Source organism: Pseudomonas sp. P4_C4 (assembly GCF_056402055.1).
Window position 1 is genome coordinate 1 of record NZ_JBFUID010000055.1, and the last position, 26,090, is coordinate 26,090.

Annotated in this window: 20 protein-coding genes, 1 rRNA gene and 1 pseudogene; 14 read left to right on the forward strand and 8 right to left on the reverse strand. The window is 60.8% G+C overall.

The features are described from left to right. Nucleotides 1-221 precede the first annotated feature (221 nt). From rrf to recD, 4 genes are all read left to right on the forward strand, one after another. Nucleotides 222-337, forward strand: a 5S ribosomal RNA gene (rrf, locus tag AC1DXW_RS24140). Nucleotides 338-493: 156 nt separating this feature from the next. Continuing rightward, nucleotides 494-3,943, forward strand: coding sequence for an exodeoxyribonuclease V subunit gamma (gene recC, locus AC1DXW_RS24145; protein WP_477760543.1), 3,450 nt, complete (start codon nt 494-496; stop codon nt 3,941-3,943). Further along, nucleotides 3,943-7,632, forward strand: coding sequence for an exodeoxyribonuclease V subunit beta (recB, locus tag AC1DXW_RS24150; RefSeq protein WP_477760544.1), 3,690 nt, complete (start codon nt 3,943-3,945; stop codon nt 7,630-7,632). The genes recC and recB overlap by 1 nt, the downstream gene beginning before the upstream one ends. Beyond that, a complete protein-coding gene (gene recD / locus AC1DXW_RS24155; protein ID WP_477760545.1) occupies nt 7,629-9,731 on the forward strand; it encodes an exodeoxyribonuclease V subunit alpha in 2,103 nt (700 codons plus the stop codon). The genes recB and recD overlap by 4 nt, the downstream gene beginning before the upstream one ends. Nucleotides 9,732-9,738: 7 nt before the next feature. Here the strand turns inward: recD and AC1DXW_RS24160 are convergent, their stop codons facing one another. After that, a complete protein-coding gene (locus AC1DXW_RS24160; protein WP_477756016.1) occupies nt 9,739-10,686 on the reverse strand; it encodes a LysR family transcriptional regulator in 948 nt (315 codons plus the stop codon). Between the two features lie 163 nt (nt 10,687-10,849). On the opposite strand from AC1DXW_RS24160, the gene AC1DXW_RS24165 reads away from it, so the two are divergent. Further along, nucleotides 10,850-12,376, forward strand: coding sequence for a CoA-acylating methylmalonate-semialdehyde dehydrogenase (locus tag AC1DXW_RS24165; RefSeq protein ID WP_477756017.1), 1,527 nt, complete (start codon nt 10,850-10,852; stop codon nt 12,374-12,376). Between the two features lie 10 nt (nt 12,377-12,386). After that, nucleotides 12,387-13,274: a 3-hydroxyisobutyrate dehydrogenase gene (gene mmsB, locus AC1DXW_RS24170; protein WP_477756018.1), complete on the forward strand. Its 888-nt coding sequence runs from the start codon at nt 12,387-12,389 to the stop codon at nt 13,272-13,274. Nucleotides 13,275-13,449: 175 nt separating this feature from the next. Here the strand turns inward: mmsB and AC1DXW_RS24175 are convergent, their stop codons facing one another. The 4 genes from AC1DXW_RS24175 to AC1DXW_RS24190 all read right to left on the reverse strand — a co-directional run bounded on the left by AC1DXW_RS24175 (nt 13,450) and on the right by AC1DXW_RS24190 (nt 15,827). Then, a complete protein-coding gene (locus AC1DXW_RS24175) occupies nt 13,450-13,794 on the reverse strand; it encodes a cupin domain-containing protein (RefSeq protein ID WP_028624747.1) in 345 nt (114 codons plus the stop codon). 106 nt (nt 13,795-13,900) lie between these two features. Next, the gene (locus tag AC1DXW_RS24180) at nt 13,901-14,272 is read right to left on the reverse strand and encodes a MerR family transcriptional regulator (RefSeq protein WP_477756019.1); all 372 of its coding nucleotides are present in this window, start codon (nt 14,270-14,272) and stop codon (nt 13,901-13,903) included. 49 nt (nt 14,273-14,321) lie between these two features. Next, the gene (locus AC1DXW_RS24185) at nt 14,322-14,900 is read right to left on the reverse strand and encodes an NAD(P)H-dependent oxidoreductase (RefSeq protein WP_477756020.1); all 579 of its coding nucleotides are present in this window, start codon (nt 14,898-14,900) and stop codon (nt 14,322-14,324) included. A 42-nt stretch (nt 14,901-14,942) separates the two neighbouring features. After that, nucleotides 14,943-15,827, reverse strand: a complete 885-nt coding sequence (locus AC1DXW_RS24190) for a LysR family transcriptional regulator (RefSeq protein WP_477760546.1) — start codon at nt 15,825-15,827, stop codon at nt 14,943-14,945. Nucleotides 15,828-16,044: 217 nt separating this feature from the next. Here AC1DXW_RS24190 and AC1DXW_RS24195 point away from each other — a divergent pair, with 217 nt between their 5' ends. Beyond that, on the forward strand, nt 16,045-16,809 hold the full coding sequence (locus tag AC1DXW_RS24195) for a sulfite exporter TauE/SafE family protein (RefSeq protein ID WP_477756947.1): 765 nt from the start codon (nt 16,045-16,047) through the stop codon (nt 16,807-16,809). Here the strand turns inward: AC1DXW_RS24195 and AC1DXW_RS24200 are convergent. Next, nucleotides 16,799-17,113: a putative quinol monooxygenase gene (locus AC1DXW_RS24200; RefSeq protein ID WP_477756946.1), complete on the reverse strand. Its 315-nt coding sequence runs from the start codon at nt 17,111-17,113 to the stop codon at nt 16,799-16,801. The genes AC1DXW_RS24195 and AC1DXW_RS24200 overlap by 11 nt on opposite strands. A gap of 163 nt (nt 17,114-17,276) precedes the next feature. Here AC1DXW_RS24200 and mdaB point away from each other — a divergent pair, with 163 nt between their 5' ends. The 7 genes from mdaB to AC1DXW_RS24235 all read left to right on the forward strand — a co-directional run bounded on the left by mdaB (nt 17,277) and on the right by AC1DXW_RS24235 (nt 23,918). Next, nucleotides 17,277-17,867, forward strand: coding sequence for an NADPH:quinone oxidoreductase MdaB (gene mdaB / locus AC1DXW_RS24205; protein WP_477760547.1), 591 nt, complete (start codon nt 17,277-17,279; stop codon nt 17,865-17,867). Nucleotides 17,868-17,998: 131 nt separating this feature from the next. After that, nucleotides 17,999-18,910 (forward strand): LysR family transcriptional regulator, encoded by a 912-nt coding sequence (locus AC1DXW_RS24210; RefSeq protein ID WP_477756486.1) that lies wholly within the window; start codon nt 17,999-18,001, stop codon nt 18,908-18,910. A gap of 103 nt (nt 18,911-19,013) precedes the next feature. Then, a complete protein-coding gene (locus AC1DXW_RS24215) occupies nt 19,014-19,907 on the forward strand; it encodes an NAD-dependent epimerase/dehydratase family protein (RefSeq protein WP_477756487.1) in 894 nt (297 codons plus the stop codon). A 210-nt stretch (nt 19,908-20,117) separates the two neighbouring features. Continuing rightward, on the forward strand, nt 20,118-21,563 hold the full coding sequence (locus AC1DXW_RS24220) for a SulP family inorganic anion transporter (RefSeq protein ID WP_477760548.1): 1,446 nt from the start codon (nt 20,118-20,120) through the stop codon (nt 21,561-21,563). A gap of 65 nt (nt 21,564-21,628) precedes the next feature. Next, the gene (locus AC1DXW_RS24225; RefSeq protein WP_477760549.1) at nt 21,629-23,086 is read left to right on the forward strand and encodes an N-acyl-D-amino-acid deacylase family protein; all 1,458 of its coding nucleotides are present in this window, start codon (nt 21,629-21,631) and stop codon (nt 23,084-23,086) included. Nucleotides 23,087-23,254: 168 nt separating this feature from the next. Next, nucleotides 23,255-23,620: a type II toxin-antitoxin system RelE/ParE family toxin gene (locus AC1DXW_RS24230; RefSeq protein WP_477756440.1), complete on the forward strand. Its 366-nt coding sequence runs from the start codon at nt 23,255-23,257 to the stop codon at nt 23,618-23,620. Next, nucleotides 23,613-23,918 (forward strand): helix-turn-helix domain-containing protein, encoded by a 306-nt coding sequence (locus tag AC1DXW_RS24235; protein ID WP_218429176.1) that lies wholly within the window; start codon nt 23,613-23,615, stop codon nt 23,916-23,918. The genes AC1DXW_RS24230 and AC1DXW_RS24235 overlap by 8 nt, the downstream gene beginning before the upstream one ends. A 73-nt stretch (nt 23,919-23,991) precedes the next feature. Here the strand turns inward: AC1DXW_RS24235 and AC1DXW_RS24240 are convergent, their stop codons facing one another. Both AC1DXW_RS24240 and AC1DXW_RS24245 read right to left on the reverse strand, forming a co-directional pair. After that, on the reverse strand, nt 23,992-24,855 hold the full coding sequence (locus AC1DXW_RS24240) for a methyl-accepting chemotaxis protein (protein WP_477756441.1): 864 nt from the start codon (nt 24,853-24,855) through the stop codon (nt 23,992-23,994). Then, a pseudogene (locus AC1DXW_RS24245) lies at nt 24,850-25,911 on the reverse strand (methyl-accepting chemotaxis protein); the annotation flags it as partial. The gene AC1DXW_RS24240 and the pseudogene AC1DXW_RS24245, both read right to left, overlap by 6 nt. Nucleotides 25,912-26,090 lie beyond the last annotated feature (179 nt).

Genomic DNA, 26,090 nt, shown 5'->3' on the forward strand with positions numbered 1-26,090 from the left:
TGGGTGTGTAAGCGCTGTGAGGCGTTGAGCTAACCAATACTAATTGCCCGTGAGGCTTGACCATATAACACCCAAGCAATTTGACTACTCGAAAGAGCATCAGATTGCGGTGTGTGAAGACGCAATGAACCGAAAGTTCGACGCTCACAAAACACCGAAAGCTATCACCTACCCAATTTGCTGAAGCGCGGCCAGCTGGTCACGACTCGGTACCCGAATTTCTTGACGACCATAGAGCATTGGAACCACCTGATCCCATCCCGAACTCAGCAGTGAAACGATGCATCGCCGATGGTAGTGTGGGGTTTCCCCATGTGAGAGTAGGTCATCGTCAAGATTAAATTCCGAAACCCCTATCTGCGTATGCAGGTAGGGGTTTTGTTTTTGTCCGCAGGAAAACTCATACAGCAATACCGGACAGCTCCACGCTGTCACAGTCTCCCGACAATGTTAAGGTTCGCCCTTGGCGTTTGTATTTTCCAAGGAAGCCTTTATGCCGGACGCGACGTCCCTCAGTGCTGGTTTTATGGTGGTTCACGGCAACCGCCTGGATGAGTTGCGCAGCCTGGTGGTCAGCTGGATGCGGCGCTACCCGCTGGCTCCCCTGGAGAATGAAATCGCGTTGGTGCAAAGCAATGGCATTGCCCAATGGCTGAAGCTGGCACTGGCGGAAGATTCTGAGGACGACGACATGGGAGGCTGCGGCATCGCCGCGGCCATTGACGTGCAGTTACCCGGCAGCTTCATGTGGCAGCTCTATCGCATGGTACTTGGCCGTGACGAAATTCCGGTCAAGTCCCTGCTCGATAAAGCACCGCTGACCTGGCGTCTGATGCGCCTGCTGCCGCAATTGATCAACCAACCGCACTTCGAGCCGCTGCAGCGTTTCCTGACCCATGACACCGATCTGCGCAAACGCTATCAATTGGCCGAGCGTCTGGCGGATCTGTTCGACCAATACCAGGTCTATCGGGCTGACTGGCTGGAAGACTGGGCAGAAGGTCGACATCAAACAAGAAACGGCAGGGGCGAAGCCAAACCCCTGACCCCGGCCAATTGCTGGCAGGCAGAGTTATGGCGCGCACTCTTGCTGGATGTGGGAGAAGAAGGCATGGCGCAAAGCCGTGCCGGGGTCCATCAGCGATTTGTCGAGCGCATCAATAACCTCGAAACAGCTCCCAAGGGATTACCCTCGCGAGTGATCGTTTTCGGGATTTCTTCGCTGCCTGCGCAAGCCCTGGAGGCACTGGCGGGACTGGCACGATTCAGCCAGGTCCTGCTGTGCGTACACAACCCGTGTCGTCACCATTGGGCGGACATCGTCGCCGATAAAGACCTGTTGCGGCATCAATACAAGCGTCAGGCCCGCAAAAGCGGCATGCCGGTAGTGATCGATCCGCAAACCCTCCACCAGCATGCTCACCCATTGTTGGCTGCCTGGGGTAAACAGGGGCGGGACTATATCAACCTGCTCGACAGTTACGACGATCCCAACAGCTATCGTTCGGCATTCCGCGACGGGCGCATCGACCTGTTCAGTGATGGTCAGCCGCTGAATGTGCTCAACCAGTTGCAGGACGACATCCTCGAGTTGCGCCCCCTCAACGAGACTCGGGAGCGTTGGCCGGCTATCGATCTGCACAAGGACGAATCGATCCGTTTTCACGTCGCCCACAGCGCCCAGCGAGAAGTCGAGATCCTCCACGATCAACTGCTCGCGCGCTTCAGCGCCGACCCGACCTTGCGGCCCCGGGACATCATCGTGATGGTCCCGGACATCGACAGCTACGCACCGCACATTCGTGCCGTGTTTGGTCAGCTTGACCGCCAGGATCCGCGCTTCATTCCGTTTACCCTGGCGGACCAGGGCCAGCGTGGCCGCGATCCACTACTGATTGCGGTCGAGCACCTGCTCAAGCTGCCTGACAGCCGATTCCCCGTCAGTGAGATTCTCGATCTGCTGGACGTCCCGGCACTGCGTGCTCGCTTTGGTGTTGAGGAGCGCGATCTGCCGACGCTGCACCGCTGGATCGAAGGTGCCGGCATTCGCTGGGGCATGAACGCCGAACAGCGTGCCGGGCTCGGGCTGCCGAATGAACTGGAGCAAAATAGCTGGCGTTTCGGCTTGCGTCGGATGTTGCTCGGTTATGCCGTTGGCAGCGCCGATGCTTATGAGGGTATCGAGCCCTACGACGAAATCGGGGGCCTGGACGCCGCGCTAATCGGCCCGCTGGTTGCGCTGCTGGACGCGCTGGAAGTGGCTCACCACGAACTTTCTCAGCCTGCATCGCCGGGGCAATGGGGCTTGCGCTTGCAGGCGTTGGTGCAGTTGTTCTTCCTTGCCAGTAACGAACACGATGACTACTTGCTGGCTCAGCTCGAAGAGCTGCGTGAGACCTGGCTCGAGACCTGCGAGTCGGTCGGGTTGCAGGACGAGTTACCGCTGACCGTCGTCCGTGAAGCCTGGCTTGCGGGTCTGGATCAGGGCCGTTTGTCCCAACGCTTTCTGGCCGGAGCGGTCAACTTCTGCACCTTGATGCCCATGCGCGCCATCCCGTTCAAACTGGTGTGCCTGCTGGGCATGAATGACGGCGATTATCCGCGCGCGCAGCCGCCACTGGATTTCGATCTCATGGGCAGTGATTACCGTCCAGGTGACCGCTCCCGACGCGAAGATGACCGCTACCTGCTACTGGAAGCCTTGTTGTCGGCACGGGACCAGCTCTACATCAGTTGGGTGGGCCGCAGCATCCGCGATAACAGCGAGAGGCCTGCGTCGGTGCTGATCGGCCAGTTACGCGACCACTTGGCCAGCGGTTGGCGATTGTCACAAAGCGACAATGACCTGCTGGAGGCCATGACCCGGGAACACCCGTTGCAACCTTTCAGTGCCCGCTACTTTCACGAAGGGGATGAGTCGTTCAGCTACGCCACCGAATGGCAGGTGCTTCATCAGGCGACAGAGCAACAGGCAAGCGCGGAAGTGCTCGAGGCTCACGTCCAGGACGAACCACTGAGTCTCGGTCAGTTGCAGGATTTCCTGCGCAACCCGGTACGGCACTTTTTCAGCCAGCGCCTGAAGGTCTTCTTCGAGGCGGCCGAAGTGCCCTTGGCTGATGAAGAGCCTTTTGTCCTGGATGCGTTGCAGCGTTACAGCCTAAGTGACCGTTTGCTCGAAGCGGCGCTGGCTGACCCGGGAAATACCGGACAGGCGCTGGAGGAACAGGCGAAACGCCTGCAAAACAGCGGGCTGTTGCCCATGGCCGGATTCGGTGAGTGCCTGCAGCGTGAATTGATCGAGCCATTACCTGACTTGCTGCAACGCCACCAACAGCTCCTGGCTTTGTGGCCTACACCGCTCAGCAGCGCGTTGCCAGTCAGTCTTGAACTGCAAGGCCTGCACATTGAGGGCTGGCTCAGCGGCCTGCATCAGCGCGCCGATGGTGGATTGCTGTCTATCACTACGATCCCCAACAGTATCGGCTCGATCAAGTCACGCAAATGGCATCGTCTGACACGTCCGTGGCTCACTCATCTGGTGGCTTGTGCCAGTGGCGTGGCGTTGACCACCGCATTGGTGGCCAGTGACGACAGCCTGCTGCTCGCTCCGCTGGATGAGAGCACTGCGCAGAAAATTCTCGGTGACCTGTTGATGGCCTGGCAGTCGGGCATGCGCCAGCCTCTGCCGATCGCGGTCAAGACAGCCTTTGCGTGGCTGGGGCAAACCGACCCGGTCAAGGCCGATGCCGCTGCGCGCAAGGCCTATGAAGGCGACGGGCAGACGACGGACGGAGAGCGTCGCGAAAGCCCGGCACTCGCGCGCCAATTCGCCGATTACGATGCCTTGAATGCCGATGAGACGTTCCCCGATTGGTGTGACGCGCTCTATCGCCCGCTTCTTGAAGCTCCTTGGCGTTCACTGTCCAGCGAGGAGTCGCGCTGATGAGCACGAAGACACCGCTGGCCCTGGCCTTCCCGCTGCGTGGCAGCCAGTTGATCGAAGCCAGCGCCGGGACCGGCAAGACATTCACCATTTCCGCGTTGTACCTGCGTCTGGTGCTTGGCAATGGCGGGGAGGACAGTGGCTTCGGACGTGAGCTGTTGCCGCCGCAAATCCTCGTCGTGACGTTCACCGACGCCGCTACCAAAGAGCTGCGCGAACGCATTCGCACGCGGCTCGCCGAGGCCGCGCGATTTTTCCGCGATGAAACACCGGCCCCCGACAGCCTGATTGCCGAGTTGCGTGATCAGTACCTGCCCGAGCAATGGCCCGGATGCGCAAACCGCCTGGATATCGCCGCCCAGTGGATGGACGAGGCGGCGGTGTCGACCATCCACAGTTGGTGCCAGCGCATGTTGCGCGAACACGCATTCGACAGCGGCAGCCTGTTTACCCAGACCCTGGAAACCGACCACAGCGACTTGCTGGGGGAGGTCTTGCGCGATTACTGGCGGCTGTTCTGTTACCCGATGCAAGGTGACGCCTTGAATTGGGTACGCAGCAATTGGGGCGGACCGGCGGCGCTGCTGCCGCGGATTCGTGCGCTGTTCGCCAGCGAGCGGGATACGCTGCAAGGGAAAGAGCCCGCCGAAGTGATTTCGCAATGCCTGCAAGAACGACGGGCGGCACTGATCGAACTCAAGAAGCCCTGGCTGCAGTGGGCGGACGAGTTGCTTGCGATCTGTCACCAGGGCGTTGCCGGCAAGGCTGTCGACGGTCGCAAGATGCAGGCTCGCTATTTCGAGCCCTGGTTTGAAAAGATCAAAGCCTGGGCCGAAGACGAATCCCTCGAGCACCTGGATATCGGCACCGGCTTCACGCGCCTGACCCCTGATGGCATGGCCGAAGCCTGGAAGGGCGAAGCGCCTCGACATCCGGGGCTCGATGCGATGGCCGGCCTCAAGGCCTGTCTCGATGGGTTGCCAACACCTGATGCCGCCGTGCTGCAACATGCGGCCCGCTGGGTCGGGGCGCGATTCGAGGAAGAGAAACGTCGCCGTGCGGAAATGGGTTTCGACGACATGTTGCTGCGCCTTGATGCGGCCTTGCAGTCCGATGGCGGCGAGCGACTGGCAACCCTGATTCGTGAACAGTTTCCGGTCGCCCTGATCGATGAGTTCCAGGACACCGACCCGGTGCAATACCGGATCTTCGAGAGCATCTACCGCATTGAAGAGAACAGCCCCGAGTGCGGTCTGTTCCTGATCGGCGACCCGAAACAGGCGATCTACGCTTTTCGCGGTGCCGACATCCATACCTACCTGCGCGCCCGCCAGGCCACCACTGGCCGCCTGCACACCTTGGGCACCAACTTTCGCTCGAGCCACGGCATGGTCAACGCGGTGAACCATGTGTTCGAGCGCGCCGAAGCCCGGGAGTCAGGACGCGGCGCTTTCCTCTTCAGGCAGAAGAATGGCGACAACCCGGTGCCGTTCACGCCGGTTGCCTCCCAGGGCCGCAAAGAAGTCTTGCGCATCAATGACCAGGCAATCCGGGCCTTGAACATTTGGCACTTGCCGGCCGAACAACCGTTGTCCGGCGCGGTGTACCGGCAACATCTGGCGGCTGCCTGCGCCAGTGAAATCACGGCATTGCTCAATGGTGGACAGCAGGAGCAAGCGGGATTCACCCAGGATGGCAAAGCCTTCAGGGGCCTGCTGCCGGCGGACATCGCCATCCTGGTCCGCGACGGCAAGGAGGCGCAGGCGGTTCGTGCGCAATTGGCCGCCCGTGGCGTGCGCAGTGTTTACCTGTCGGACAAGGACTCGGTGTTCGCCGCCCAGGAAGCGCATGACGTGCTGACCTGGCTCAAGGCCTGCGCCGAGCCGGATGTCGAGCGCCCGCTGCGAGCCGCGTTGGCCAGCATCACGTTAAACCTTTCGTTGACTGAGCTGGAGCGGCTGAATCAGGACGAGTTGGCCTGGGAAGCCCGGGTCATGCAGTTCCGTGGCTATCGCGAAGTCTGGCGCAAGCAGGGCGTACTGCCGATGCTGCGGCGCTTGCTGCACGACTTCCATCTGCCCCAGGCGTTGATCGCCCGCAGTGACGGCGAGCGCGTGTTGACCAACCTTCTGCACCTTTTCGAACTACTGCAACAAGCCGCCGCCGAACTCGATGGCGAACAAGCCCTGATCCGGCATCTGTCCGAGCATCTGGCGTTGTCCGGGCAGGCTGGCGAAGAGCAGATCCTGCGTCTGGAAAGTGATGAGCAATTGGTCAAGGTCGTGACTATTCACAAGTCCAAGGGCCTTGAATACCCCTTGGTGTTCCTGCCGTTCATTTGCTCGGCGAAACCGGTGGATGGCAGCCGCCTGCCGTTGCACTACCACGATGAATCCGGCAATGCCCAGGTCACGTTGAAGCCAACGGCGGAGTTGATTGCCCAGGCTGACGATGAGCGTCTGGCCGAGGATCTGCGCTTGCTCTATGTCGCCCTGACCCGGGCGCAACACGCCTGCTGGCTGGGGGTGGCCGACCTCAAGCGCGGCAACAACAATGGCTCGGTGCTGCATCTGTCGGCTTTGGGTTATCTGCTGGGCGGCGGCGCGCCTTTGGCTGATTCCCCGGCGTTGCAGCTTTGGTTGCGAGACCTGCAACAGGACTGCCCGGCGCTGGCGTATGCCGAGATGCCTGAAGCGACTGCAGAGCATTACCGGCCACCGCAAAATGACGCGGCACTGCTGGTTCCGCTGGTTCCGAAACGCAAGGCCAGTGAAAACTGGTGGATCGCTTCCTACAGCGCGTTACGCATTGGCGACACCCTGAGTGTCGGCACCGACGAGGCGCCGGAGAGCCCGCAGGCGCAAAAACTGTTCGATGACGAACGCCTCGACCCACAGGCCCCCAGGGAAGTGGTGGCCGGTGGTGGCGATATCCATCGCTTCCCGCGCGGCCCGAACCCCGGCACCTTCCTCCATGGCTTGCTCGAATGGGCGGGAGGCGAGGGTTTTGATGCGGCACCGCAAGAGGTAATCGACGCCATTGCCCGTCGCTGTAACCGTCGAGGCTGGGAGGGCTGGATCAGCACCTTGAGTGACTGGCTGCAGCATCTGCTCAAGTCGCCGTTGCAACTGGGCAGCGGTCAGGCACCGGTGATATTCGGCCAGTTGACGCAGTATCAGGTCGAGATGGAGTTCTGGTTCGCCAGCCATAAGGTCGATGTGCTCAAGCTCGATGCGCTGGTGTGCCAATACACCCATAACGGCGTGGCCCGGGTGGCCGCGGAACCGGTGTTGCTCAACGGCATGTTCAAGGGTTTCATCGACCTGACGTTCGAACATGACGGCCGCTATTACGTGGCCGATTACAAATCCAACTGGCTTGGCGTCGATGATGCGGCCTACACCGCGCAGGCCATGGAACAATCGATTCTCGACAACCGTTATGACTTGCAATACGTGTTGTACCTGTTGGCCCTGCACCGCCAGCTCAAGGCGCGGCTCGCCGATTACGACTACGACCGGCATGTCGGCGGTGCGTTGTACCTGTTTTTGCGCGGTACGCGTGCGGCCAGCCAGGGTGTGTTTTTCGCCCGGCCGCCAAGAGAGCTGATCGAGCGTCTGGACAGACTGTTCCAGGGCAAGCCAGAGCCCAAGGCCGAGCCCGCCTGGGAACAGGGAGTACTGTTATGAATCGCACATTCGCCGATTTGTTGCCCACATCGCTGGCAGCCGAAAGCCTGGCCGATCTGGCGCCGCTGAGTCGTGCCGACGACTTGCTGTTGTTGCTCACGCGCTGGGTCGAGCGTGGCTGGTTGCGCGCGCTGGACAAAGCCTTTGTGGCGTTTCTGCATGAACTGGCTCCGGAGGATGATCCGTTGGTGTTACTGGCGGCCGCGCTGACCAGTCACCAATTGGGCCATGGGCATGTCTGTCTCGACCTGTTCGAGACGCTGAAAGAACCGGACTTCGCCCTGTCGTTACCACCCGAAGGTGACGTGCAAGGCGGCGCGATGCTGTTGCCCTCGCAATTGCTGGGATCGCTGGACGGTGCTCACTGGTGCAAGGTGCTGGCCGCCAGCAACCTGGTCGCGCTGGCCGTTGACAGCCGTGACAACGTGCGCGACCGACCTTTGGTTTTATCGGGCAAACGCTTGTACCTGCGCCGCTATTGGGCCTACGAGCGGCGGATTGACCTTTCACTGCGCGAGCGTTTGACGGAACACGAGTCCACGCCGAACGACTTGCTCCAGCGCCTCACCGGGCTGTTTGGTCCTGCCCGGTCCGGTGACGTAATCGACTGGCAGAAGCTCGCGTGCGCACTGGCGACCCGCAGCGCCTTCAGCATCGTGACGGGGGGGCCGGGAACCGGCAAGACCACCACCGTCGTGCGCTTGCTGGCGTTGCTCCAGGCGCCGGCAGTCGAGGCCGGCATGCCCCTGCGCATTCGTCTCGCCGCGCCGACCGGCAAGGCCGCGGCGCGTCTGACAGAATCCATCAGCCAGCAAGTCCGGACCTTGAAGGTCACCCAAGACATACGAGACAAGATCCCCTCCGACGTCACCACCGTTCACCGCCTGCTCGGCAGCCGCCCCGGGACTCGTCATTTCCGGCATCACGCGGGCAATCGTCTGCCGCTGGATGTGTTGGTGGTAGACGAGGCCTCGATGATCGACCTGGAAATGATGGCCAACCTGCTCGACGCCTTGCCGGCCCATGCGCGCCTCGTGCTGTTGGGTGACAAGGATCAACTGGCTTCGGTAGAGGCCGGTGCGGTATTGGGGGATCTGTGTCGCGACGCGGAGGCTGGCTGGTACAGCCCGCAGACGCGCCAGTGGCTGGAAGCCGTCAGTGGCGAAAACCTGCAGGCCAGCGGCTTGCAGGAGGACACGCAGGGCACTCATCCATTGGCCCAACAGGTTGTGATGCTGCGCCATTCCCGGCGATTCGGTGAGGGCAGCGGCATTGGCCAACTGGCTCGCTGGGTCAACCAGCAGCAACCCGAAGAAGCCCGAAAGTTGTTGTCGGCGCGCAGCCATGACGATGTGTATTGCCTGGCCCTCAAGGGGGAGCAGGACCGGGCCCTGGAACGCTTGCTTCTCGACGGCCACGGTGAGGGGCCGCAGGGTTATCGACATTACCTGAGCGTGCTGCGCAATCAGCGGCCGCCACTGGACAGCCCGCTGGATGATTCGCGCTGGATTGATTGGGCTCGGAATGTGTTGCAGGCCTTCGACGCATTCCAGTTGTTATGTGCCGTGCGCAAGGGGCCGTGGGGTGTTGAAGGCTTGAACCAACGGGTGACGGACGCGTTGCTGAGGGCCCGTCTGATCGACAGCGACCAGCAATGGTACGAAGGTCGCCCCGTCCTGATGACCCGCAACGATTACGGGCTGGGTTTGATGAACGGCGATATCGGCATTGCCCTCAAGCTCCCGGAACAGGAAGGCCACGGAAAACAGGTTTTGCGCGTGGCATTCCCACGCAATGATGGCCAGGGTGGCGTGCGATTTGTCCTGCCCAGCCGTCTGAATGATGTCGAAACCGTGTACGCCATGACCGTGCATAAATCCCAGGGCTCGGAGTTCGCGCATACCGCATTGATTCTTCCTGATGCCTTGAATCCAGTKCTCACCAAGGAACTGATCTACACCGGCATTACCCGGGCCAAGGACTGGTTCACCTTGATCGAGTCGCGTGCGGGCGTGTTTGAAGAGGCGGTGAAACGCCGGGTCAAACGCTTGAGCGGGCTGATGCTGGAGCTAAAGGAAGCCAGCGAGCCGACAGGCTGAAAGGTCACTAATCGGCAAACAGCATCTCCCGGCTTTCGCCCATCAGCAGACCCTGATTCTGCTCGGTGACCTCGCGGATGTAATCCCATAACAGGGTGATCCGCTTGAGCTTGCGCAGGTCTTCGCGGCAGTACATCCAGAATTGTCGGGTGATATTGATTTCCTGCGGCAACACCGGCAGCAGGCGCGGGTCCTGGGTGGCGAGGAAGCACGGCAGGATCGCCAGTGAGCGTCCTTGCTGCGCGGCCACGAACTGCGCGATCACGCTGGTGCTGCGCAGGTTGGCGCTGGCGCCGGGCAATACGTTGGCCAGGTACAACAGCTCCGAGCTGAAGGCCAGGTCGTCGACGTAACTGATAAATGAATGCTTGGCCAAATCGGCTGGTTTGCGGATCGGCGGGTGGTTGTCCAGATAATCCTGGGTCGCATACAGCTGCAATCGGTAGTCGCATAGTTTGCAGCAGACGTACGGGCCATGCTCCGGACGCTCCAGAGCGATGACAATGTCGGCCTCGCGCTTGGACAGGCTGATGAAGTGCGGCAGCGGCAGGATATCCACCGAAATGGCCGGATAGGTGTCGACGAAGTGGCTCAGCTGCGGCGTGATGAAAAAGCTGCCGAAGCCTTCGGTGCAGCCCATGCGCACGTGACCCGATAGTGCCACGCCAGACCCGGAAACCTGCTCGCACGCCATGTGCAGGGTACTTTCGATCGACTCGGCATACCCCATCAACCGCTGGCCTTCGGCGGTCAGGATAAAGCCGTTGGTCCGGGATTTTTCGAACAGCAATGTGCCCAACGCGGTTTCCAGGGAGCTGATGCGTCGCGACACCGTGGTGTAGTCCACCGCAAGGCGCTTGGCCGCGGTGCTGGCCTTGCGGGTGCGGGCGACTTCAAGGAAAAACTTGAGGTCATCCCAGTTCAATGAGCCGAGGGAGGTGATGTTTTTTTGCATGTTGGACCGGTTTTTATGTGCGTTCTTATTAGAAGTTTGCACATCTATACTCCAAAAACAGTCCGTTAACCAATTCGCGGCACATGGCTCATCTCAGGGCGACTATCTCGCCCCGGCTCCCAAGATAGCTCTCAATAAAAAAAGCAAAGATCTGGAGACCCACATGAACGCATCGCTCACGCCCAACGAAACCACCGTGCAGAAGGTCAAGCTGTTGATCGACGGCGAGTGGGTCGAATCCAAGACCACCGAATGGCACGACATCATCAACCCGGCGACCCAGCAAGTGCTGGCCAAAGTGCCGTTTGCCACCGCCGAAGAAGTCGACGCGGCCATCAGCGCAGCCCATCGCGCTTTCCAGACCTGGAAGCTGACCCCGATCGGCGCGCGGATGCGCATCATGCTCAAGCTCCAGGCGCTGATTCGCGAACACTCCAAGCGCATCGCCGCAGTCCTGAGTGCCGAGCAGGGCAAGACCATTGCCGACGCCGAAGGCGACATTTTCCGTGGGCTGGAAGTGGTCGAGCACGCCTGCTCCATCGGCAGCCTGCAAATGGGCGAATTCGCTGAAAACGTCGCCGGTGGCGTCGATACCTACACCCTGCGCCAACCGATCGGCGTGTGCGCAGGCATTACTCCGTTCAACTTCCCGGCGATGATTCCGCTGTGGATGTTCCCGATGGCCATCGCCTGTGGCAACACCTTCGTGCTCAAGCCGTCCGAACAGGACCCGATGTCGACCATGCTGCTGGTGGAGCTGGCGATCGAGGCGGGCATTCCGGCCGGTGTGCTCAACGTCGTGCATGGCGGCAAGGACGTGGTGGACGGGCTCTGCACCCATAAGGACATCAAGGCAGTTTCCTTCGTCGGTTCAACCGCCGTCGGTACTCATGTCTATGACCTGGCCGGCAAACACGGCAAGCGCGTGCAATCGATGATGGGCGCCAAGAACCACGCCGTGGTACTGCCGGACGCCAATCGCGAACAAGCGCTGAATGCGCTGGTGGGTGCCGGCTTCGGTGCCGCCGGTCAACGCTGCATGGCCACCTCGGTGGTGGTGCTGGTGGGCGCGGCCAAGCAATGGTTGCCGGATCTGAAGGCGCTGGCGCAAAAGCTCAAGGTCAATGCCGGCAGCGAGCCGGGCACCGATGTCGGCCCGGTGATCTCGAAAAAGGCCAAGGCGCGGATTCTCGACCTGATCGAAAGCGGCATCAAGGAAGGCGCGAAACTGGAGCTGGACGGTCGCGAGATCTCGGTTCCCGGTTACGAGAAGGGCAACTTTGTCGGCCCGACCCTGTTCTCCGGCGTGACCACCGACATGCAGATCTACACCCAGGAAATCTTCGGCCCGGTGCTGGTGGTGCTGGAAGTTAATACGCTCGACGAGGCCATTGCCCTGGTCAACGCCAACCCGTTCGGCAACGGCACGGGCCTATTCACCCAGAGCGGCGCGGCGGCACGTAAATTCCAGAACGAAATCGACGTCGGCCAGGTCGGTATCAACATCCCGATTCCGGTGCCGGTGCCGTTCTTCAGCTTCACCGGTTCGCGCGGTTCCAAGCTTGGCGACCTCGGCCCGTACGGCAAGCAAGTGGTGCAGTTCTACACTCAGACCAAGACCGTCACCAGCCGCTGGTTCGATGACGACAGCGTCAACGACGGTGTGAACACCACCATCAACCTGCGTTAAGGAGCCGGACATGAAAATCGCTTTTATCGGTCTGGGCAACATGGGCGCGCCGATGGCGCGCAACCTGATCAAGGCCGGCCATGCACTGCGCCTGGTGGACCTGAACAAAGCCGTGTTGGCGGAACTGGAACAACTGGGCGGCAGTATCAGTGCATCGGCCCGTGAAGCGGCAGAGGGCGCCGAACTGGTGATCACCATGCTGCCTGCCGCGGTGCATGTACGCAGCGTGTGGCTGGGTGAAGACGGCGTGCTCGCCGGTATCGGCAAAGGTGTACCGGCCGTGGATTGCAGCACCATCGATCCACAGACCGCGCGGGACGTGGCCGCCGCCGCGGCCAAACAGGGCGTGGCCATGGCCGATGCACCGGTCTCTGGCGGCACCGGTGGTGCAGCCGCCGGGACGCTGACCTTCATGGTCGGCGCCACTCCCGAACTGTTCGCCACCCTGCAACCGATACTGGCGCAAATGGGCCGCAACATCGTCCATTGTGGTGAGGTCGGCACCGGGCAAATCGCTAAAATCTGCAACAACCTGCTGCTGGGGATTTCCATGGTCGGCGTCAGCGAAGCCATGGCGCTTGGCGATGCCCTGGGCATCGACACCAAGGTGCTGGCGGGCATCATCAACAGTTCCACCGGGCGTTGCTGGAGTTCGGAGATGTACAACCCGTGGCCGGGCATCGTTGAAACAGCACCGGCGTCGCGCGGTTACACCGGCGGCTTTGGGGCCGAACTGATGCTCAAGGATCTGGGGCTGGCCACTGAAGCGGCGCGTCAGGCGCACCAACCGGTGGTACTCGGCGCGGTGGCGCAGCAGTTGTATCAGGCGATGAGTTTGCGTGGGGAGGGTGGGCAGGACTTCTCGGCGATCATCAATGGTTATCGCAAACCGCAATAGAGGACCGGTGGAAAACCTGTGGGAGCGAGCTTGCTCGCGATGACGGCGGTAGCTTCAACAATGAAGTGACTGACCGTCCGCTATCGCGAGCAAGCTCGCTCCCACAGGGTACGGCGTTTACCTATGGACTTTTTGACCGGGAGATCACGTCGGGTGATCCCCCGGTTTTTTTGTATCAGGCAAACACGAAATATTTGCGCACGGTTTCCACCACTTCCCAGGTGCCTTTCATCCCGGGCTCAACGACGAAAATGTCACCGGCGCGCAGGTGGATCGGCGCCATGCCTTCCGGGGTGATGACGCAGTAGCCTTCCTGGAAATGGCAATACTCCCACTTCACATATTCCACGTACCACTTGCCCGGCGTGCAGATCCAGGTGCCCATGATCTTGCTGCCATCTTCACTCGTGTAGGCGTTGAGGTTGACGGTGTGCGGGTCGCCTTCGAGTTTTTCCCATTTGCAGGCGTCGAGCACGGGCAACGGGTGGGTGTCGCGAAGAACGGTAATCGGTGCGGTCATGATGACTCCGGGCAGTGGGCTCAAGAACTGAAGTCGCACCCTATAGCGCCTGCCCAACCATCAGTTGTCTGTGCTCGACACTGAGCTGTCCAGAAACGCACGACCCTCAAATACGGTTCAGTGGACAGTCGAGCCGGGATTGTTCGAGGCTGTTCTCGAACTCGACCAATTGCGAGTGCTGTTGCGACAGCGCCGCTATCCGTTCGCCGATTTCCTGTTTTTTGCTGGCGATGACCTGATGTGCCCGTTCCCATGGCAACTGTGGGCCCAGATGTCCGGCGAAGATTGACTGCAATTCCTTGAGTCTGAAACCCAGCTGCTGCGCACATTTGATGAAAATCAGCAGTTCGACGCTGTGCTGGTCATAGATGCGGTACTTGCCCTGGCGGCGAGCGGCAGGCAGCAGGCCAATCGACTCGTAGTGGCGGATGCCTTTGACAGTGGTTCCGGAACGTTGCGCGGCTTGGCCGATGTACATGGGAAGGTCCTTTTCTCCGAGGGTAAAGCTCGGTGCATTATCGACAGACTCACCCGCTGGCGATAGCTTCGGCTTGCCGTAACCAGGCCGCATGCCGGTCTGCGCTGGCGCCGAGAATTGGCCCGAAGGTGAGGGTTCGGGTTGGCTTGATGCCACAGAATTCCAGCGTGGTTTTGCGGACCTGATGCAAACCGGGCATGCGGTAGATCCATCGGTAGTACCAGGGCGGTGTGTCCATGGTCACCAGCAGGTGGGCGGTTCGGCCGCGCAGGAGTTTGTCGGGAAAGGCTTTGCCCTGGCGATACTTGAAAGCAAAACCCGGCAAGAACACCCGGTCGAAAAAGCCCTTGAGCAAGGCCGGAATTCCACCCCACCAGATCGGATAAACCAGCGTCAGTTGTTCGGCCCACAGGATGTCGGCCTGGGCGTTACGCAAGTCGGCCTCCAGCGGCTGGACCTGTTGATAGCCTTCACGCAGCACCGGGTCAAAATTCATTGTGCCGAGAAACAACTGACGCACCTCATGCCCGGCGCGCACTGCCGACTGCGTGTAACGTTCGGCGAGGGCGGCGCAGAAGCTGTTGCCGGACGGATGCCCGAGGATCACCAGTATTCGTTTGCCCATCATCGCTGTCCTTGAGGATCAAACCTCAAGGATAAAGTCTGTCCCTCAGGGGAGAGTCAAGGCGTGCAGCAGGGCCTTGGCATAGCCGGGTAATGCGGCGAAGTCCCGGGCACAGAGCAGCAGTTTGCGTTGGCCCCAGGGTTCTTGCAGGGCGAGGCTTTTGAGGGGCTGTCCGCCTGACCTGCGTTCGACCGCGGCCAGCGGTACGATTGCCAGCCCCGCCCCTCGGGCGACCATGCGCATCACGCCATCGAAGCCATCGGCGCGGATGCGGATCTGCATGCGCAGGCCGGCGTGCAGTGCCTGCTCTTCCAGGTAAACCGCCAAGGCGCTGTTGGCATTCAGGCTGACGTAGTCGTGATGCAGCGTGTCGCTGAAGCTCACTGAGGTCGCATGAGCCAAGGGATGTTCCCGGGGCATGATCAACACCAGCGGATCATCGCGGAACGGTCGGGTTTGCAGGTCATCGGTGTCCACCGCGTCGGAAACGATGCCCAGGTCCGCCGCCCCCTGGCGCAAGGCGTGGGTGATGCGGGTGCTGGGCAGTTCCTGCAGGTCGATGTCGAGGTTGGGATGGCTACGCAGGAAATCCGCGAGCAACTCTGGCAGGTACTCGGTGATCGCCGTGGTGTTGCACAGCAGCCGCACCTGGCCTTTGACGCCCTGGGCGTATTCGGCCAGTTCCTGTTGCAGGCGTTCGGCCTGTTGCAGCAGGACCCGGGCGTGTTGCGCCAAGACTTTGCCTGCGGCTGTGGGCGTGACGCCCCGGCGACCCCGTTCGAGAAACCCGGTGCCCAACGACGACTCCATGGCACGGATGCGTGCGCTGGCCGCTGCCAGGGACAAATGGCTGCGTGCGGCGCCGGCGGTGATGTTGCCGGTGTCGAGGATGTTCAGGTACAGGCGCAGGTCGGTCAGGTCGAAGTGCATTGCAGCAACCTCTGGATGTGTGTTGTCCGGGAGGCCGCCATCGCGAGCAAGCTCGCTCCCACAGTGGTTATGTGTTGTTAACAAATCCCCTGTAGGAGCGAGCCTGCTCGCGATGGCGTCAGATGTCGCACCCGGTTGTTCAGCCTCTTGTCTGAAGAGAGGCAGCCTCAGTATATGGCAGATTTTCAATCAACCCGCGCGGGCTCACCATAGCCCCATGAATACACTCTCGGCGTTTTATCAGAATCTCGGGTTGGCCCTTTCGCTGTTGGTTATCGGCACATTTGTGCTGGCCGGCATGATCAAGGGCGTGATCGGCCTCGGCCTGCCGACCGTTGCCATGGGCCTGCTCGGCCTGGCTATGGCGCCGACGCAGGCTGCGGCGCTGCTGATCATTCCGGCGACCCTGACCAACGTCTGGCAACTGGCATTCGGCGGGCATCTGTCGGAGCTGGTCAAACGGTTGTGGCCGATGTTGCTGGCGATTTTCATTGGCACCGGGGCGGGCACGCTGTGGATCGGCATGAGCGGTGGTCACTGGGTGGTGCGAGGGTTGGGAGCGGCGTTGTTGCTGTATGCGCTGAGCGGATTGTGCCTGCCGAGCTTGTGCGTGGGGCCTCACAGCGAACGCTGGCTCGGTCCATTGTGTGGTGTGCTGACCGGCGTCATTACTTCGGCCACCGGCGTGTTCGTGATTCCGGCGGTGCCTTATCTGCAAGCGCTGGGCTTGAGCAAGGACGAGCTGGTGCAGGCGCTGGGCCTGTCGTTCACCGTCTCGACCCTGGCCCTGGCCGGTGGCTTGTTATGGCGTGGCGCGCTCGGCGGGGGCGAGTTGAGCGCATCGTTGCTGGCGCTGATCCCGGCCATGCTCGGCATGTGGCTGGGGCAATCGCTGCGCCAGCGGATCAGCGTCCTGCTGTTCAAGCGTGTGTTCTTCATTGGCCTGGGGTTGCTCGGTGGCCATTTGCTGATCAGCGGCTAGCGGACGACGGGCTGATCATGTCGATGACGCGGATCTCGAAGTCCCGCTCCAGGTATTCATCGCGCTGCTCGAGGAACTGCTTCATGTGCGGCAGGTTCGAGTGCACGTCGAGGTGGGCCCGGGATTGCCAGATCTCGTAGAAGATGAACAGGGTCGGGTCCTGTTTGTCGCGCAACATGTGGTATTCGATGCAACCGGGTTCGGCTCGGCTCGCTTGCACGTAGACGCTGAAAAACGCTTCGAAGGCATCGGATTTTTCCGGGCGGGTCTTGGCGTGCAGAATGAAGCCCTGGATTTCACTCATCTACATCTCTCATCAAGTCAGAATTGGCGTCAGTCTAAGGCAACAATCGCCTGTTGATTCGTGCCTGTAGGTCAAATGAACTTTGCCAAATCGGCGCTTATTCCGCGCGAGGCCGGTCGGTACTCTGCCGCCATCCGATTCCCGACCCTTCCCGAGATCTCTCATGAAAAAAGTCCTGTTGCTCAATGGCGGCAAAAAATTTGCGCACTCCGACGGCCGCTACAACACCACCCTGCATGAAGTCGCGTTGAGCGTGCTGGATCGCGGCGGCGTGGATGTCAAAACCACCTTCATCGACGAGGGCTACGACGTCGCCGAAGAAGTGGCCAAGTTCCTCTGGGCCGACGTGATCATCTACCAGATGCCCGGCTGGTGGATGGGCGCGCCGTGGACCGTGAAGAAGTACATCGATGAAGTCTTCACCGAAGGCCATGGCAGCCTCTATGCCAGCGACGGTCGCACTCGCTCCGACGCCTCGCAGAAATACGGCAGCGGCGGCCTGATTCACGGCAAGCAATACATGTTGTCGCTGACCTGGAACGCCCCGCAGCAAGCCTTCGACGATCCGACCGATTTCTTCGAGTCCAAAGGTGTGGACGCGGTGTACTTCCCGTTCCATAAAGCCAACGAGTTCCTTGGCATGACCGGTTTGCCGACGTTCCTGTGTGTGGACGTGATGAAGCGTCCAAACATCGAAGGTGACGTGGCGCGTTATGAGCAGCATTTGGTTGAGGTGTTTGGCCTGAAGGCTTAACGCTCGGCTACTATCGGTCGTACCGGCAAAAAGATCGCAGCCTTCGGCAGCTCCTACAGGTGTACGCAATACTTTGTAGGAGCTGCCGAGGCTGCGATCTTTTCCCATGCCGATTAGCGAAGAGGACACACGTGAAAGCCAGATCCGATGAATTGCAGATTTTCGTCTGCGTGATTGAATGCGGGTCGATTTCTGCGGCGGCCGAGCAGGTCGGGCAAACGCCTTCGGCGGTCAGTCGCACGCTGTCGCGGCTGGAGGCCAAGCTCGACACCACGCTGATCAATCGCACCACGCGGCGCATGGACCTGACCGAAGAGGGCAAGTACTTCTTCGAGCACGCCAAGCGGATTCTCGATCAGATGGACGAGCTCGAAGAGCGCCTGTCCTCACGCCAGCAAACGCCGTCCGGGCGGCTGCGGATCAACGCGGCTTCGCCTTTCATGCTGCACGCCATCGTGCCCTACATCGATGAGTTCCGCAGGCTTTACCCGGACATCCAGCTCGAACTCAACAGCAACGATTTGATCATCGACCTGTTGGAGCAGAGCACCGACATCGCCATCCGTATCGGCACCCTGACCGACTCGACATTGCATGCCCGCTCCCTGGGTTGCAGCCCGCTGCACATCGTCGCCAGTCCGGCCTACCTGGAAAAGCATGGCACGCCGCAAGTCGTGGCTGACCTGGCCCACCATACGTTGCTGGGGTTCACCCAGAACGAAGGCCTCAACCAATGGCCGCTGCGTTACGTGCATGGCGATCGCTGGCCGATCCAGGCATCGATCAGCGCCTCCAGCGGCGAGACCATCCGCCATCTCGCACTGGACGGCCAGGGCATCGCCAGCCTGTCGCATTTCATGACCATCGAAGATATTCGTGCCGGACGCTTGAAAGTGTTGTTGGCCGAATTCAACAGCGGCTATCGCCAGCCGATCAACGCGGTGTACTACCGCAATTCGCAGCTGGCCCTGCGGATTCAATGCTTCCTGGACTTTATCCAGGGCAAGTTGGCGGATTATGCGAGCGCAGACTTCAAGGGCTGATTCGTGATTCCTGCGCAAAAGTGAATTGGGTCAGGTGGCATTTTTCGGCAGTGATCGCTCCTTGATACTCCTTGCATCACCAATCATCGCAGGGAGTTTCTCCATGAACGTATTCGTTACCGGTGCTGCCGGTTTTATCGGCGGCTCCATCGCCACGGGCCTGGTCCAGGCCGGCCACAACGTCACCGGTCTGGTACGCAGCGCCGAACAAGCCGATGAACTGCGCGCACTGGGCATTTCTCCGGTGGTGGGCAGTCTGGAAGACCATGCCCTGTTGGCCGATCAGGCGCTGGCTGCCGACGCGGTGATCAACGCGGCCAGCAGTGATCATCGTGGTGCGGTGGAAGCCCTGCTCGATGCCCTGCGCGGTGCTGGCAAAGTGTTCCTGCACACCAGCGGTTCGAGCATCGTCGGTGATGCTTCGGGCGGTAAGTCCAGTGATGTCATCTACTTCGAAGACAATCTACCGGAGCCGACCGTCGACAAGGCTGCGCGCGTGGCCATCGATAATCTGATCCTGGCGGCGGCCATGGATGGGGTGAATTCGGCGGTGATCTGCAACACGCTGATCTACGGTCACAGCCTGGGCGTCCATCGCGACAGCGTGCAGTTGCCGCGCCTGCTCAAACAGGCGCGCAAAAGCGGCGTGGTACGCCATGTCGGCAAGGGCCGGAACATCTGGTCCAATGTGCACATCGAAGACGTGGTTTCCCTGTACCTGCTGGCGCTGACTGAAAACGTACCCGGCACCTTCTACTTCGTTGAAAGCGGTGAAGCGTCGTTCATCGACATGACCACCGCGATGGCCCAGGCGCTGAACCTGGGCGAACCGCAGGACTGGCCACTCAAGGACGCGGAAGCCGAGTGGGGCTATGAAATGGCCAACTATGGCCTTGGCTCCAACAGTCGGGTGCGCGGCAAGCAGGCTCGGGAATTGTTGGGCTGGGTGCCGAAGCGCACGTCGGTGGTTGAGTGGATTCGCGGCGAGATGGTTTGAGTTCGCATTAGACCGAGTTGCAGCTATCGCGAGCAAGCTCGCTCCCACATTTGATCTCCATAGGGCACGGATTTTGTGTTCGACGCAGATCCCTTGTGGGAGCGAGCTTGCTCGCGATGGCGTTTGCGGAGGCACAACAACTGGTCGGTCTGACTGCATTTCCGTAACATCCGCACACTCTTTTTCGTCTCTCCCTGTGTGCGGTTCCCCATGAAAGCAAAACGTCTACGCGCCGATGTCCTGGCCGGACTTACCACGTCCTTCGCCCTGTTGCCCGAATGCATCGCTTTCGCGCTGGTGGCGCATCTCAATCCGCTGATGGGGCTCTATGGAGCGTTCATCATCTGCACCCTGACCGCACTGTTCGGCGGGCGACCCGGCATGGTGTCCGGCGCGGCCGGCTCGATGGCGGTGGTGATCGTCGCGCTGGTGGTGCAACACGGCGTGCAGTACTTGTTGGCCACGGTGTTGCTGGGCGGGCTGATCATGATGGCGTTCGGGCTGCTCAAGCTCGGCAAGCTGGTGCGCATGGTGCCGCACCCGGTGATGCTCGGCTTCGTCAACGGCCTGGCGATCATCATTGCCTTGGCGCAACTGGAGCACTTCAAGAACGGTGAGGCCTGGTTGAGCGGTACGCCGCTGTACATGATGCTCGGGCTGGTCGCGGTGACCATGGCCGTTGTCTATGTGCTGCCGCGCCTGACCCGTACCGTGCCGCCGGCGCTGGTGGCGATTCTCGGTGTGGGCCTGGCGGTGTATCTGCTTGGCCTGCCGACCCGCACCCTGGGCGACATGGCGCACATTGCCGGTGGCTTGCCGACGCTGGCGCTGCCGGACATCGCGTGGAATCTGGACACCCTGCGGATCATCGCGCCCTATGCGATCCTGATGGCGCTGGTCGGGTTGCTGGAAACCCTGTTGACCCTGAACCTCACCGACGAAATCACCGAGAGCCGTGGTTACCCGGATCGCGAGTGCGTGGCGCTGGGGGCGGCGAATCTGGTGTCCGGTGCGTTCGGAGGCATGGGCGGGTGCGCGATGATCGGCCAGACCGTGATCAACCTCAGTTCTGGCGGGCGCGGGCGCTTGTCCGGGTTGGTGGCCGGGGTGTCGATCCTGCTGTTCATTCTGTTTCTCTCGCCGCTGATCGAGCGCATTCCATTGGCCGCGCTGGTCGGGGTGATGTTCGTGGTGTCGCAACAGACCTTCGCCTGGGCCTCGTTGCGGGTGATGAACAAAGTGCCGCTGAATGACGTGCTGGTGATCATCGCGGTGACGGTGATTACCGTTCTCACCGATCTGGCCATTGCGGTGCTCTGCGGCATCATCATTGCGGCGCTGAACTTTGCCTGGCAGCAGGCCCGTCAGCTGTATGCCGACAGCCATCTGGAGAACGATGGCAGCAAGCTGTACCGGGTGCATGGCACGCTGTTCTTCGCCTCGACCACACCGTTTCTCAATCAGTTCGATACGGCCAATGACCCGGTGCAAGTGACGCTGGATTGCCAGCATCTGAGTTTTGTCGACTACTCGGCCATCGCCGCGCTGGGCACCTTGCGCGAGCGCTACGCCAAGGCCGGCAAGCATCTGCGGGTGCTGCATTTGTCCGAGCGTTGCAAGAAATTGCTCAAGCGCGCCAGGATGCAACACGACTGAGCGTAATAAACTCGTCCTCGACGAATACCGCGGCGGCGACGATCAGTTACCGCTGGGAGACTGACATGCTGTACGACACGCTGATTCGCAACGCCCTGGTCATCGACGGCAGCAACAGCCCCGGATACCCCGCCGACGTGGCCATTCTCGACGGGCGCATCGAGCGTATCGGCGACTTGCGCGATGCCCGTGCACGCGAGGAAATCGACGCGCAGGGCCATGTACTGGCGCCGGGTTTCATCGACGTGCACACCCATGACGACACCGTGGTGATTCGTCAGCCGCAGATGCTGCCCAAGCTCAGCCAGGGCGTGACTACGGTGATCGTCGGCAACTGCGGGATCAGTGCGTCACCGGTGAGTTTGCGCGGCGATCCGCCAGATCCGATGAACCTGCTGGGCACGGCCGCTGCGTTCGTTTATCCGACCTTCCGCGATTACCGCGCGGCGGTCGAAGCGGCGAACACCACGCTGAACGTTGCCGCGCTGGTCGGCCATACGGCGTTGCGCAGCAATCATTTGGACGACCTGTTCCGCACCGCCACGGCAGATGAAATCAGCGCGATGCGCGAGCAACTGCGCGAAAGCCTTGAGGCTGGCGCCTTGGGCCTGTCCACCGGCCTTGCCTATGCCAGCGCCTTCTCGGCGTCCACCGAGGAAGTGATGCAGCTGACTGAAGAGTTGACTGCGTTCGGGGCGGTCTACACCACCCATTTGCGCAGCGAGTTCGAACCGGTGCTGGAGGCCATGGACGAGGCGTTCCGGATCGGTCGTCATGCGCAAAGCCCGGTGATCATTTCCCACCTAAAATGTGCCGGCGCCGGTAACTGGGGGCGTAGTCCACAGCTGCTGGCGTCCCTCGAACAGGCGGCGAAAACCCATCCGGTCGGTTGCGATTGCTATCCATATGCGGCGAGCTCATCGACCCTGGACCTCAAGCAAGTTACCGATGCCCACCGTATCACCATCACCTGGTCGACCCCGCACCCGGAAATGGGCGGCCGCGACCTGATGGACATCGCCGCCGAATGGAATGTGCCGTTGCTGGATGCCGCTCGCCAACTGCAACCGGCCGGTGCGGTGTACTACGGAATGGATGAGGCGGATGTGCGCAGAATCCTCGCGCATCCGCTGTCGATGGTCGGCTCCGACGGCTTGCCGGAAGACCCGTTTCCGCACCCACGCTTGTGGGGCGCATTCCCCCGGGTGCTCGGACATTTCAGCCGTGACGTAGGATTGTTCCCGCTGCACACCGCCGTGCACAAAATGACCGGGCTATCGGCGGCGCGCTTCGGTTTGAAGGAGCGCGGCGAAATCCGCGAAGGTCATTGGGCGGACCTGGTGTTGTTCGATCCGGCAACCATCCGCGATATCGCCGATTTCAACGATCCGCAGCAGGCGGCACAAGGTATCGAGGGCGTATGGGTCAACGGTGTGTTGAGCTACCGCGATGGTCAGGCCAACGGGCGCAGGGAAGGGCGGTTCCTGGCACGGGAAGGGGATTTGCGTACGGGGTTTCAGTGAGTTTCGAGGACTGCGCCAGCACTCGCGCGCCCTCTAGAACTCGACGACATCCAGGTTCCACCAGCAATCATCATTAACAATTGTGTGGAGGCTCAAGGCTAGTCGAAGGGTCGCTGAAACTCATACAGTTATTCCCTTGAGGTTATATTCCGCAGGTGGCATATTTGTATGAAATGGGACGTTGAATACACGGATGAATTTGGCGATTGGTGGGGCAATCTGAATGAAAAGGAGCAGGCTTCAGTATCGGCGAGTGTCGACTTGCTGGAGCTCTTCGGACCGGGTCTCGGATTTCCCCGCAGCAGCGACATCAAGGGTTCGCGACATGGCAATCTCCGAGAGCTGCGGATACAGCATGGTGGTCGCCCTTATCGCGTGTCGTATGCATTTGATCCGCGTCGATGTGCGTTATTGCTGATCGGTGGCGATAAGACTGGTCAGGATCGCTGGTATGAAGTTCATGTCCCCGTGGCCGAAAAGCTGTATGACGAACATTTGGAAACACTGGGAAAAGAGGGCCGCAACGATGGCTAAAAAATTCGCTGAGCTTCAAGCACGCATGTCGCCTGAGTCACGTGCCGATGCAGAGCAGTTGCTCCGACAACACTTGAAAGAAATGCCTCTGCATGAGCTTCGAAAAGCCCAGGAACTGAGCCAGGAAACATTGGCCAAGGCCCTGCACATCAACCAGGCGGCAATCTCGAAAATGGAACGGCGCACAGACATGTACATCAGCACCTTGCGCAACTACATCCGCGCGATGGGTGGCGAGTTGGAAATCATCGCCACCTTTCCTGAAGGCCAGGTAAAAATCGAAAACTTCGCCAAATAGGCAGCTCGACTGCCTGGAATGAGAGAAGCCCTTTATTCAAAGGGCTTCCTGGCAACGCGCTGACGTGTTCGGCCTAGACCCTGAAGTGACTCACCATCATCTGCAACTGATTCCCCAGCCGCGCCAGTTCAACACTCGACGCTGCCGTTTCATCACTCGCAGCAGCCGTCTGTTCAGACACGTCGCGCACGTTGATGATGCTGCGGCTGATCTCTTCGGCCACGGCGCTTTGTTGTTCGGCAGCGGCGGCGATCTGCTGGTTCATCGACTGGATGCTGGACACCGTGCGGGTGATGTTCTCCAGCGACTCGCCGGCCTTGCGGGTCAGGGCCACGCTGCTGTCGGTGAGGACGCGGCTGTTGTTCATCACCGCCGACACTTGTTGCGTGCCGTTCTGCAAGCCGGCCACCAGGCCTTCGATTTCCTCGGTGGATTTCTGCGTGCGCTGGGCCAGGCCGCGGACCTCGTCGGCCACTACGGCAAAACCACGACCGGCTTCACCGGCACGGGCCGCTTCGATGGCGGCGTTGAGCGCCAGCAGGTTGGTCTGTTCGGCCACGGCCTTGATCACGTCCATGACGCTGCCGATCTTGTCACTTTCCCGTTGCAGCACGCTCATGGCCTCGGTGGAACGCACCACTTCGCTGGCCAGACGCTCGATCTGGGCGATGGCTTCGTTGACCACTTTGTCACCTTCACGGGCTTCGTCATCCGCCGCCGCAGCGGCTTGCGAGGCTTCTTCGGCGTTGCGCGCGACTTCCTGCACCGTGGCGGTCATCTCGTGCATGGCGGTGGCCACCTGATCGGTCTCGACTTTCTGGCTGTTGACCCCGGCACTGGTCTGTTCGGTCACAGCCGACAGCTCTTCGGCGGCGCTGGCGATTTGGGTCACGCCATCGCGGATGCCGCTGATCAAGTCGCGCAGGGTCACGCCCATGCGCGCAATGCCTTGCTGCAACACGCCGAGTTCATCGCGACGGCTGACCACCACGTTCTGGGACAGGTCACCGCTGGCGATGCGATCGACCACCGCCAGGGTTTCGCGCAGTGGACGGGTAATCTGGCGAGTGATGACCACGGCGGCAATGATGCCCACCAGCAACGCCAGTAATGTGCTGATCAGTTGCAGGGTGCGCGCCTGGGCGCTTTCGGCGTCACGGCGATCGAGCTGAGTCTGATACAGCTGATCGCTCTGGGCCACGATGGTGGCACCCTGGTCGGTCATTTCCTTGCGCGCTTGCACCGCGTCATTGCTGGCGGCCTTGTAGGCCTGCAAGGCACCGCGATAGTTGCCAAGCGCCGTTTCCAGCTGACGCAGGGCGTCTTGCTGCGAATCGGCGAAATGCGCATTCAGCGGTTTCAGGCTGGCAATGGCGGCGTCCAGTTGGCCGACGGCTTTTTGCTCTGTCCCGGCATCGGTACTGGCGGTGTAGCCACGCACTTCGTATCGGGCCAAGAGGAACGCCTCCTTTGCAGCCGTAATGGTCTGGAACTGTTCGAAGCGCTGGTCGCTCAGCGGCATTTGCTGCACGCGGGTATTGATGTCATTGATCAGCGTGTTGGCGGTTTCGGCGTTGGCACTCATGGCGTCGCGGGCGCTGTTGCCGGCGCGATAGGCGCTGCGCATCTTGCCCAGGGACGTCTTGTAGGCGTCGATGACGGCGCCTTGCTCTCGCAGCAGCTTGAGGTTTTCCGGGCTCTTGAACTTCGCCAGCAGGGCTTGCTGCTGGGCCGAGAAGGCGTCGAGGGTGGTCTGTACGCTCTGTGCGGCGGTTTCGTCGCCGTTGGTCAGCATGTATTGCAGGCGAACCACGCGCAGCTTGGTCAGGCCGGCGTTGAGCTGGGTGATGTCGCTCATCCAGTTACTGCGGTCGATCAACCCGCCCAGGCTGGTCCAGCCGGTCAGAGCGAGGATGCAGGTCAGTGCCAGGACCAGGCCAAATCCCAGGCCCAGTTTCAGGTTCACGCTGATGTTGCCGAACCAGCTATTCATCACATTCCTCCAGGAACTTAGTGCTTCTCTATCGTCGGTTGGCTGGAAGATTGTTTTTTTTGGGGGCCGCCAAGCTGTGTAAGCAGGATGTATCGGCAGCAATCCCGGGAGCTGAAAGGTTTTTGTGCGGCGGATTCTGTAACAAGGTTTTTGCAATGCTTTAAGCTTTTTTTCACATG

Excerpts from the sequence above, each read along its gene's own strand:
- recC (WP_477760543.1), top strand. The coding sequence starts at position 494 with ATGCCGGACGCGACGTCCCTCAGTGCTGGTTTTATGGTGGTTCACGGC.
- recB (WP_477760544.1), top strand. The coding sequence starts at position 3,943 with ATGAGCACGAAGACACCGCTGGCCCTGGCCTTCCCGCTGCGTGGCAGC.
- AC1DXW_RS24160 (WP_477756016.1), bottom strand. The coding sequence starts at position 10,686 with ATGCAAAAAAACATCACCTCCCTCGGCTCATTGAACTGGGATGACCTC.
- AC1DXW_RS24165 (WP_477756017.1), top strand. The coding sequence starts at position 10,850 with ATGAACGCATCGCTCACGCCCAACGAAACCACCGTGCAGAAGGTCAAG.
- mmsB (WP_477756018.1), top strand. The coding sequence starts at position 12,387 with ATGAAAATCGCTTTTATCGGTCTGGGCAACATGGGCGCGCCGATGGCG.
- AC1DXW_RS24175 (WP_028624747.1), bottom strand. The coding sequence starts at position 13,794 with ATGACCGCACCGATTACCGTTCTTCGCGACACCCACCCGTTGCCCGTG.
- AC1DXW_RS24180 (WP_477756019.1), bottom strand. The coding sequence starts at position 14,272 with ATGTACATCGGCCAAGCCGCGCAACGTTCCGGAACCACTGTCAAAGGC.
- AC1DXW_RS24185 (WP_477756020.1), bottom strand. The coding sequence starts at position 14,900 with ATGATGGGCAAACGAATACTGGTGATCCTCGGGCATCCGTCCGGCAAC.
- AC1DXW_RS24190 (WP_477760546.1), bottom strand. The coding sequence starts at position 15,827 with ATGCACTTCGACCTGACCGACCTGCGCCTGTACCTGAACATCCTCGAC.
- AC1DXW_RS24195 (WP_477756947.1), top strand. The coding sequence starts at position 16,045 with ATGAATACACTCTCGGCGTTTTATCAGAATCTCGGGTTGGCCCTTTCG.
- AC1DXW_RS24200 (WP_477756946.1), bottom strand. The coding sequence starts at position 17,113 with ATGAGTGAAATCCAGGGCTTCATTCTGCACGCCAAGACCCGCCCGGAA.
- mdaB (WP_477760547.1), top strand. The coding sequence starts at position 17,277 with ATGAAAAAAGTCCTGTTGCTCAATGGCGGCAAAAAATTTGCGCACTCC.
- AC1DXW_RS24215 (WP_477756487.1), top strand. The coding sequence starts at position 19,014 with ATGAACGTATTCGTTACCGGTGCTGCCGGTTTTATCGGCGGCTCCATC.
- AC1DXW_RS24220 (WP_477760548.1), top strand. The coding sequence starts at position 20,118 with ATGAAAGCAAAACGTCTACGCGCCGATGTCCTGGCCGGACTTACCACG.
- AC1DXW_RS24225 (WP_477760549.1), top strand. The coding sequence starts at position 21,629 with ATGCTGTACGACACGCTGATTCGCAACGCCCTGGTCATCGACGGCAGC.
- AC1DXW_RS24230 (WP_477756440.1), top strand. The coding sequence starts at position 23,255 with ATGAAATGGGACGTTGAATACACGGATGAATTTGGCGATTGGTGGGGC.
- AC1DXW_RS24235 (WP_218429176.1), top strand. The coding sequence starts at position 23,613 with ATGGCTAAAAAATTCGCTGAGCTTCAAGCACGCATGTCGCCTGAGTCA.
- AC1DXW_RS24240 (WP_477756441.1), bottom strand. The coding sequence starts at position 24,855 with ATGGGCGTGACCCTGCGCGACTTGATCAGCGGCATCCGCGATGGCGTG.